We start from the raw sequence: 7,697 nt of genomic DNA on the forward strand, positions 1-7,697 counted from the left end.
TGCCCAGGCCCTGCGACCGGATCATCTGCACGACCTGCAGCTTGAAGCTCGCGTCAAAGACTCTTCGTTTCGTGTTCGTCACGTTCGTTGTCCAGGTGATTTCCACCTATCGGTGTGTGCGAAATCATTAGATCAGGACACTTGTCGCCCGCGCTCCCCGAGGGACCGGAGAGAGGGAAGGAGGGAGCGAAGGGGCAAGCCTCGACCCTGCACGCCGCGGCGGTGAAGCCTGGCCGGCGTGTGGGGCTGGCCCCTGTGCGTGGACGGCGTGACGCGGACCATCGGTCGGTCAGTCGGTCGCTACGGGGATCGCGGGCGGTTTCGACGCACGCGACAGGCTGCCTTCAGGGCTCGAACGCCCCACCACACCCGTGGCAGCTTGCGCCTCTGGGTCGCCGGTGTCGTGGTTCCCGCTCTACCGGCGTGGGTAGCCCGCGCGCCGAGCCGGGACGCGCACAGGGGGCGACAAGTCCGTGGAAGAGAACCCCTGTGGCGTGACGTGCAGACGCGCGAGCGCCGACGGGCGCCCCGGGTTGGTGGGGGCGCTCGGAGTCGGTCGGTCCGTGGAGGGCGGGTCAGCTCAGGCGGGGAGGTCGGGGGTGCGAGCGGTCGAGGGCGATGACGCGGAAGGTGCGTTCACGCAGGGTGAGGCGGCGCAGCCAGCGGGGGAGCAGGCGGGCGAGGATGTGGGTGGTGTCAGCCATGAATGGCTCCTTGCGACAGGTTCAAACCTGCCTCCCTCCCTGCCAAGAGAGGGGTGGCAGACCGTGCGGGTTGGCAGACCGGGCAAGGACCGGCAGGGGTTTCCCCCTCCCGCACGGCCCGCCATAGACGTGACCATGCGCGCAGATCACGCCGTCAACAGCGTTGAACGGACGTGAAAAAGCCGCGTTGGGCGCGGCTTGGGTCTGCGCCTTGCTTCCGGGCTGCCAAGCCCGTGCTCGCAGTGTGTGCGAGCGGGGTGGATGCTACACCGACGCCAGTTGAGGCCATGGCGCAGTTCGCATTTTGTTACGTGTGAGGGGGTGGCGAATGGGGGTGGCCGCAGTGGACGAGCGGATCAGGGCGCGGGTATGCTGGTGCTGAGTTTGGCGGCGTAACGGGTTACGCTAGCAGTGCAGGCTTTGGGGGCGTTTTTACGGGGGCCAAACCATGCAAGACAGAGAAAAAATCCAATCCCAGCGCGGACTTGTGTTCCGCTGCTCGCAAGCTGATACGCAGCAGCAAGGTTGTTACGCCAGCAAGGTGTGACGTCGATATTAATTTAGACATAAAACCAAGGGAGGCGCCTAAGTGAGCAACAAGAGAATCGAGTGGGGAAAAGAAATTGCACAAGCCGGGAATGATGTTGCAGAACTAGCTAAGGATGCGGGCATTCCTGGTATTGGGCTGCTCGCCACGTTTGCGCAAAATTTCTACGAACGGCATTTACAGAAGCGATTTTCAAAATTCCTTTCTGACGCAGAAATAGATCAGGAAATGATCGGCAAAATTCTGGCGGACGAGAATTATGCAAACTACTTCTACGCTGCATTGGAGACCGTTCGTCAAACTCACTCCAAGATTGGTGTCGCTGCGTTGGCTCTGATCTACAAGGATCACTGGAATGATGAGGTTTACCTCATTGCTGCAACGCGTGCGTTCTCTCAGGTCAGCGACAGAACACTAGAAGCTTTTTTGTCTTTGTATGAATCTATACAACCCGACAAAGACTATCTAGAGCTGCGAATAAGAAAAGGTGACGAATATCACTTTCACGATCTCTACAACGAAGGAGTGGAACTCATCGGGCGCAACTTCTTTGTCTTGAGCACAGGGGCTAGCATGCACGCCAATGGTCCAATACAAGGCATGAAGTGGGCTCACACAGACTCCTATTACCGATACTGCCGCGCGGCCAAGGCACATGTCTAACCCATAATTCCACCGGACTGCCTCCGGCGGCCGGTGAATTCAAACTACAAGGGTGACCCCGTCCGTCAAGCAGTTTTTGGAAAATAGTCCCCCAGCCAATCCTCCAGACTGACCGGTCATTCGTTAGGCGGCACAAGCACTATGCGCCCACAGTCCCCTGCCTGGCATAAGTACCAAGCTTCCGTCAGGCAGTTTGACGCCATTCTTGAGCACGCAAGGTCAGTCTCGAGTTCCCTCGTTGGCCTAAAGACGCCATCGGCAAATGCAAGCTATGGTGAGCAGATCTTCGTGACTATGCTGGCTCACTGCCTGACACTTAGGCGGCTAGCCCCTGACCCAAATCGCCAGACTCTCGACGAGATGTGGGACTTGCCCTCAATGTGCGCCATCGCTCGGTGCATGATCGAGGCGCATGACGCCTTTAACTACATCGCGGCTGCGGCCGTCCCAGAATCTGAGCACGACTTTCGCATCTCGCTTTGGGAGCTACATGACAAGACGCGACGTCTGAAGATGCTGGATGCGATAGGCTCGAAGAAGCCCGAAGTTGCGTCCATACGGGAGCAGTGTTCGGTTTTGACAGCCAAGGTAACTGGCCACGCAGCGTTTCCTACAATTCGGCGCGATGTACAAAGGAAGATCTTGGACGGAGACTCGCCCGCGTTTCACCTAAGCCAAAGGGAGCGCTGCGAGGCGAGTGGTCTCAACTTTGAGTACTACAACACCGTAACTATGCAGCTGTCGCAGTACGTTCACACGCTACCTTTCGCACTTCATCAGCTATTCTCGTTTCGTGCCGGGGCTGAGGAGGCACTTCACTTAATGGCTTTACCGCTTGAATATGTTCTTCCATTTCTCGGTCGAACAACGACCGAGATGCGCTCTCTACTTCCTGTACATACGCCGGACGCGCCCGCTCGAACTGCACGCGCTATGGCCGTTTGGGAGGCCATATACCAACGCGGCGTGAAGAGTGCCGCCTCTCAATGATTGATTTGCAAGGTGTTCTCAAGCAGTCTCAGCAGAGACGAGCTTCATGCCGCGCTTGTTGGCGCGTTGGTTGAGGTTGTGAATCACGCGCTGGCGGCGCTCAACGCGGCCGCGCGCAGGCCACCTTGTGCAGCAACTCCAGCAGGATCTGCCGCTCACCCTCGGACAGCGCGTCCAGCAACTCGCGTTCGGTCTGCAGCAGCAGCGCCAGTGCCTGCGTGACGAGCCGCTCCCCGACGGGCGTGATGTGCAGTGATTGCTACAAGATCGACCCGTTGTGATGGGTGCCATGCACTGGGATGTGAAGACCGTCAAGCCGCTGCCGGAGTGCCGCCTGTATGTGGAAATCGAGGATGGCCGGCGCGGCATCCTCTACGGCGCCGTGACCTGGCCCCATGAGCAGGACATCGCCCCCGAAACGCTGCTGGCCGAGATGACGCTGGTGCAGGAGGCGCCACTGTGTCGCTGAATTACCCTTGGCGGGGTTGTGCAACAGCACCCTTCGGAACCGCCATTAGCCGCACGCCCAGCGCCTCGCACACCCGGTTGACCGTATCGAAGCGCGGGTGCGCCCCCGGCCGCAGCGCCTTGTAGAGCGCCTCCCGCCCCAGCCCGGAGTCCTTGGCGATCTGCGCCATGCCCCGCGCCTTGGCGATGTGCCCCAGCGCGTCGGCCAGTTCCCCCGCGTCGCCCTCGGCCAGCACCACGCTCAGGTACTGCGCCACGGCCTCGTCATTGTCCAGATAGTCCGCCATGTCGAACTCGGGCAGGTCAGCGATCTTGGTCATCTTCGTCCTCGTCATCGGTGCTCATCAGGGTGGAGGCCAGCGCCTGCGCGGCGGTGATGTCGTCCTGCTGGGTGCTCTTGTCGCCGCCGCCCAGCATCACGATCAGCACGCCTTCGCGCTGCACGTAGTACATGCGCCAGCCAGGGCCGAAGAACTCGCGCATCTCGAACACGCCCTCACCCACCGGTTTCACGTCGCCCAGCGCCCCGCGCTGCGCCCGCTCCAGCCGGCGAACCAGGCGGATGCGGGTCATGCCGTCACGCAGCGACTTCAGCCAGGCATCGAACTGCGGTGTGCGCTTGATCGTGTACATGTTTGCAATGTATTCGATCGACTACAAACACACAACCCAACGTGCATGGTTCCGTTCACCGGGTTCGCCTGCACAGGCGCCGTGACCACACTCAAGCGCATCGAGGACCACCGCCTGCGCGCCATGAACCCCTGAACCCGCGTGACAGCGGGCACAGGAAGCGACATGGTTCAATCTTCGGCTGAACCCCACCGGAGACCCACCATGTCCTTCACCGCCCTGTACCTCACGAAGACCGACGGCGCCTTTGCGGCCCGCCTGCGCGACGACCTGACCGACGAGGAACTGGTCGCGCACACCGGTGACGCCAGCGTCGTCGTGCGCCTCGACCACTCGACGATCAACTACAAGGACGGCCTGGCGCTGACCAACCGCAGCCCGGTCGTGCGCCAGTGGCCGATGGTGCCGGGCATCGACGGCGCCGGCACGGTCGAGTTCTCCACAGACCCGCGCTGGCAAGCTGGCGATCAAGTTATCCACAATGGCTGGGGCGTTGGCGAGACGCACTGGGGCTGCCTGTCGCAGAAGGCGCGCCTGAAAGGCGACTGGCTGATCGCGCGACCCACTGCGTTATCCACAGCCCAGGCGATGGCGATTGGTACTGCGGGCTACACCGCGATGCTGTGCGTGATGGCGCTGGAAGACGCGGGCGTGCGGCCGGACAGCGGCGAGATCCTCGTCACCGGCGCGAGCGGCGGCGTGGGCAGCGTGGCGGTGGCACTGCTCGGCAGCCTCGGCTACCGGGTCGTGGCGTCCACCGGCAAGTTGGATGAGGCCGACTACCTGCGTGCGCTCGGTGCGGCCGAAGTGATCGATCGGGCCGGGTTATCCACAGCCGGCAAGCCGCTGCAGAAAGAGCGCTGGGCCGGTGTCGTCGATTCCGTCGGCTCGCACACCCTCGCCAACGCCATTGCGCAGACGCGCTACGGCGGTGCGGTCGCGGCCTGTGGATTGGCGCAAGGGATGGACTTGTCCACCAGCGTGGCCCCCTTCATCCTGCGCGGCGTGCGGCTGCTGGGTGTGGATTCAGTGATGTGCCCGACGGCGCGGCGCCAGCAGGCGTGGACCCGGCTGGCGGCGGATCTGGACCACGCCAAGCTGGCGTCGATGACCCGCACGGTCGGGCTGGCCGAGGCGCCGCAGGTGGCTGTGGATATCTTGGCGGGGAAGGTCCGCGGGCGGGTGGTGGTGGACGTCAACGCCTGAGCGTCGCGACGTCACAGCGTCACGTCACTCCGCCGCGTCCGCCAGAAAACCGCGTTCGGCCGCGATCGTCGCCTCATGGTCCATCAACTCGGCGAACAGCGCGGGCGGGATCGTGATGGCGCCAACGCCGAGCGCCAGCAGGTCGAGGTAGGCCTGCCGGCTGCGGATGCTGGCCACCAGCAGGCGCATCGGCGTGTCGCTCGCGGCGACGAGCGTCTGCATCTGCCCGATCAGCGCCAGGCCGTCCACGCCAGCGTCGTTCAGCCGGCCCAGATAAGGCGCCGCATACGCCGCCCCCAGCTGGGCGGCGAAATGCGCCTGTTCCAGCGCGTAGACCGCCGTCCAGGTCACCGGCACGCCGCGGGCGGTGAGGGCCGCGCCGGCGGAGAGCCCGGCGCGGGTGACCGGGATCTTCACGACGAGCTGGCCCGGGTCGAACTGCCGCAGCAGCGTGTCCGCGTCCGCCAGCATCCCGTCCACCTCGGGCGAGCGGACCTGCGCCTGCACCTGCCGCGCGCCCAGCCGCAGCAGCGTCGTCAGCAGGCCGGGCAGGGCGTCCCAGGTGACCCCAGCGCGCTTCAGCAGCGTCGGGTTGGTCGTCACGCCATGCACCACCGGGTGCGGCAGGCAGGTGCGCAGCGCCTCCAGGTCAGCGCTGTCGAGGTAGAGGTGGAAAGCGGTAGAAGGCGGGGTCACGGCGGTCCTTGCACACCGTCTGCGTCATGCCTGCGAAGGCGGGCACCCACGAATGACGGCCACGCCATTATTTCCGCAGCCTCCACAAATCTACAGGCGTGCTATATAAATCTAGGTGATTTACTAATGCAGTGGGGATTGACTTGGTGCATGCTTGGTTGCATGGCGCTGGCCGAGGATCTCGTGGATTGCGTCCGGGTTCTTCGCCAAAGGCGCATCATTGACAATCTGGAGACGCGCCGCTCCCTGAATCCCGACCCCGATGCACCAGATGACCACGCCCTTCGAAGCCGATGAACGGGCCGTTCGCGGCTCCAACCACACCGGCATGCGCCAGTTCAACGAGCGCATCGTGCTGCAGGCGATCCGCCTGCACGGCGCGATCCCGAAGGCCGACCTCGCCCGGCTGACGCAGCTCTCGTCGCAGACGGTCTCGGTCATCGTCAGCCGGCTGCTCGACGACGGGCTGCTCATCAAGCAGGACCGCATCCGCGGCAAGATCGGCCAGCCCTCGGTGCCGCTGTCGCTCGACCCGGATGGCGCGATCAGCCTGGGCGTGCAGGTCGGGCGGCGCAGCCTCGAAGTGCTGGCCTGCGACTTTGTCGGCAAGGTGCGCTTCCGCCACGAATTCCACTACGCCTACCCCGATCCGGCGCAGGTGCTGCCCTGCATCCAGCAGGGATTGGATGCGCTGCAGACCCAGCTCGGCCCGCTGTGGAGCCGCGTGGTCGGCCTCGGGCTGACGTCGCCGCTGTCGATGGACAAGTGGGCCAGCCTGCTCGGCTCGCAGGCGCACAACGCGCTGGCCGGCTGGCAGCACATGGACCTGAAGCAGGAGGTCGAGGCGATGACCCGCCTGCCGGTCAGCTTCGCCAAGGACACGACGGCTGCCTGCGTGGCCGAGCTGCTGCAGGGCCACGGCCAGAACGTGCGCAGCTTCCTCTACGTCTTCGTCGGTACCTTCGTCGGCGGAGGCCTCGTGCTCGCGGGCCACATCGACATCGGCCACCGTGGCAACGCGGGCGCCATCGGCTCGCTGCCGGTCGGGCTGGCCGCTGGCAATGGCTCGGCACCGCCGCAGCTGCTCGAAGTCGCCTCCGGCTGGCAACTGGAGCAGGCGCTGCTGAAGGCCGGGCTGGATCCGCTGCTGGTGCAGCAGGACACGATCATGGACCACGCCTACGCGGTCTACACCGAGCCCTGGCTGGAGCAGGCCGGCCTGGCGCTGGCGATGACGGTGGCCAGCGGCGCGGCCATGCTGGACCTGGACGCCGTCATCATCGACGGCTCGCTGGCCCGCCCGCTGATCGACGCGCTGCTGCAGCGCACCCGCGAGCGGCTGGCCGCCTACAAGTTCGACGGGATGCACCAGCCTGCACTGCTGGCGGGCCGCGTCGGCGCCCACGCCCGTGCGCTGGGTGGCTCGCTGCTGCCGCTGCACACGCAGTTCTTTCCGGACAAGGACATCTTTCTCAAGCCGTCGATGGGGTGATGCCGTGCGGCTTCAACCCAGCGTCTCGGTCTCGAAGCCGACGATGTTGCGCGCGTCCCGGCTGAACTCCACGCCGACGAGGTGAACCGGCCCGCCGCGGCCGAGGTACTTGTCGGCGTAGCCCCGGTCCTTGATCTGCTGCAGCGCCTGGCCTTGCGGCACGAGTTCGACCACCTTGAACTCGAACACCCACACCGCCGTGCCGAACTCCACCGCCATGTCGATGCGCCCGTGGTTGGTCGTGTCCTCCACCCGGATGTCGAGGCCCAGCGCGGCGAAGTGGCTGTAGAACACGCTG

The 7,697-nt window shown here is 64.4% G+C and carries 10 protein-coding genes; 5 read left to right on the forward strand and 5 right to left on the reverse strand.

The genetic code is table 11. The features are described 5' to 3' along the window. Positions 1 to 575 precede the first annotated feature (575 nt). Positions 576 to 704, reverse strand: coding sequence for a hypothetical protein (locus tag AABN02_RS15750; RefSeq protein ID WP_338415876.1), 129 nt, complete (start codon positions 702 to 704; stop codon positions 576 to 578). Between the two features lie 589 nt (positions 705 to 1,293). Between AABN02_RS15750 and AABN02_RS15755 the strand changes: the two genes are divergently transcribed. The 3 genes from AABN02_RS15755 to AABN02_RS15765 all read left to right on the forward strand — a co-directional run bounded on the left by AABN02_RS15755 (position 1,294) and on the right by AABN02_RS15765 (position 3,373). After that, positions 1,294 to 1,914: a hypothetical protein gene (locus AABN02_RS15755; protein ID WP_338415877.1), complete on the forward strand. Its 621-nt coding sequence runs from the start codon at positions 1,294 to 1,296 to the stop codon at positions 1,912 to 1,914. Between the two features lie 1,117 nt (positions 1,915 to 3,031). Further along, complete coding sequence (locus tag AABN02_RS15760; RefSeq protein WP_338415878.1) at positions 3,032 to 3,160, forward strand: hypothetical protein; 129 nt, start codon at positions 3,032 to 3,034, stop codon at positions 3,158 to 3,160. 24 nt (positions 3,161 to 3,184) lie between these two features. Then, the gene (locus tag AABN02_RS15765; RefSeq protein WP_338415879.1) at positions 3,185 to 3,373 is read left to right on the forward strand and encodes a hypothetical protein; all 189 of its coding nucleotides are present in this window, start codon (positions 3,185 to 3,187) and stop codon (positions 3,371 to 3,373) included. A gap of 1 nt (position 3,374) precedes the next feature. On the opposite strand, the gene AABN02_RS15770 is transcribed toward AABN02_RS15765, so the two are convergent. Together AABN02_RS15770 and AABN02_RS15775 are read right to left on the reverse strand one after the other, a co-directional pair. Then, entirely contained in the window at positions 3,375 to 3,692 is a 318-nt protein-coding gene (locus AABN02_RS15770) for an addiction module antidote protein (protein ID WP_338415880.1), read from the reverse strand. Then, positions 3,676 to 4,005, reverse strand: coding sequence for a type II toxin-antitoxin system RelE/ParE family toxin (locus tag AABN02_RS15775; protein WP_338415881.1), 330 nt, complete (start codon positions 4,003 to 4,005; stop codon positions 3,676 to 3,678). The genes AABN02_RS15770 and AABN02_RS15775 overlap by 17 nt, the downstream gene beginning before the upstream one ends. Before the next feature lie 204 nt (positions 4,006 to 4,209). Here AABN02_RS15775 and AABN02_RS15780 point away from each other — a divergent pair, with 204 nt between their 5' ends. Continuing rightward, the gene (locus AABN02_RS15780) at positions 4,210 to 5,211 is read left to right on the forward strand and encodes an MDR family oxidoreductase (RefSeq protein WP_338415882.1); all 1,002 of its coding nucleotides are present in this window, start codon (positions 4,210 to 4,212) and stop codon (positions 5,209 to 5,211) included. Between the two features lie 24 nt (positions 5,212 to 5,235). Here the strand turns inward: AABN02_RS15780 and AABN02_RS15785 are convergent, their stop codons facing one another. Further along, complete coding sequence (locus AABN02_RS15785; protein WP_338415883.1) at positions 5,236 to 5,907, reverse strand: transaldolase family protein; 672 nt, start codon at positions 5,905 to 5,907, stop codon at positions 5,236 to 5,238. Between the two features lie 271 nt (positions 5,908 to 6,178). Here AABN02_RS15785 and AABN02_RS15790 point away from each other — a divergent pair, with 271 nt between their 5' ends. Next, on the forward strand, positions 6,179 to 7,399 hold the full coding sequence (locus AABN02_RS15790) for an ROK family transcriptional regulator (protein WP_338415884.1): 1,221 nt from the start codon (positions 6,179 to 6,181) through the stop codon (positions 7,397 to 7,399). Positions 7,400 to 7,411: 12 nt separating this feature from the next. Here AABN02_RS15790 and AABN02_RS15795 read toward each other — a convergent pair. After that, the coding region (locus AABN02_RS15795) for a PD-(D/E)XK nuclease domain-containing protein (protein ID WP_338415885.1) at positions 7,412 to 7,697 on the reverse strand (286 nt) is incomplete at its 5' end.

This window comes from uncultured Sphaerotilus sp. (assembly GCF_963924895.1).
Lineage (GTDB): Bacteria > Pseudomonadota > Gammaproteobacteria > Burkholderiales > Burkholderiaceae_C > Sphaerotilus.

What these genes read in the sequence shown, in the direction of transcription:
- AABN02_RS15780 (WP_338415882.1), top strand. Translation starts at nt 4,210, where the DNA reads ATGTCCTTCACCGCCCTGTACCTCACGAAGACCGACGGCGCCTTTGCG.
- AABN02_RS15790 (WP_338415884.1), top strand. Translation starts at nt 6,179, where the DNA reads ATGACCACGCCCTTCGAAGCCGATGAACGGGCCGTTCGCGGCTCCAAC.
- AABN02_RS15770 (WP_338415880.1), bottom strand. Translation starts at nt 3,692, where the DNA reads ATGACCAAGATCGCTGACCTGCCCGAGTTCGACATGGCGGACTATCTG.
- AABN02_RS15750 (WP_338415876.1), bottom strand. Translation starts at nt 704, where the DNA reads ATGGCTGACACCACCCACATCCTCGCCCGCCTGCTCCCCCGCTGGCTG.
- AABN02_RS15765 (WP_338415879.1), top strand. Translation starts at nt 3,185, where the DNA reads ATGGGTGCCATGCACTGGGATGTGAAGACCGTCAAGCCGCTGCCGGAG.
- AABN02_RS15775 (WP_338415881.1), bottom strand. Translation starts at nt 4,005, where the DNA reads ATGTACACGATCAAGCGCACACCGCAGTTCGATGCCTGGCTGAAGTCG.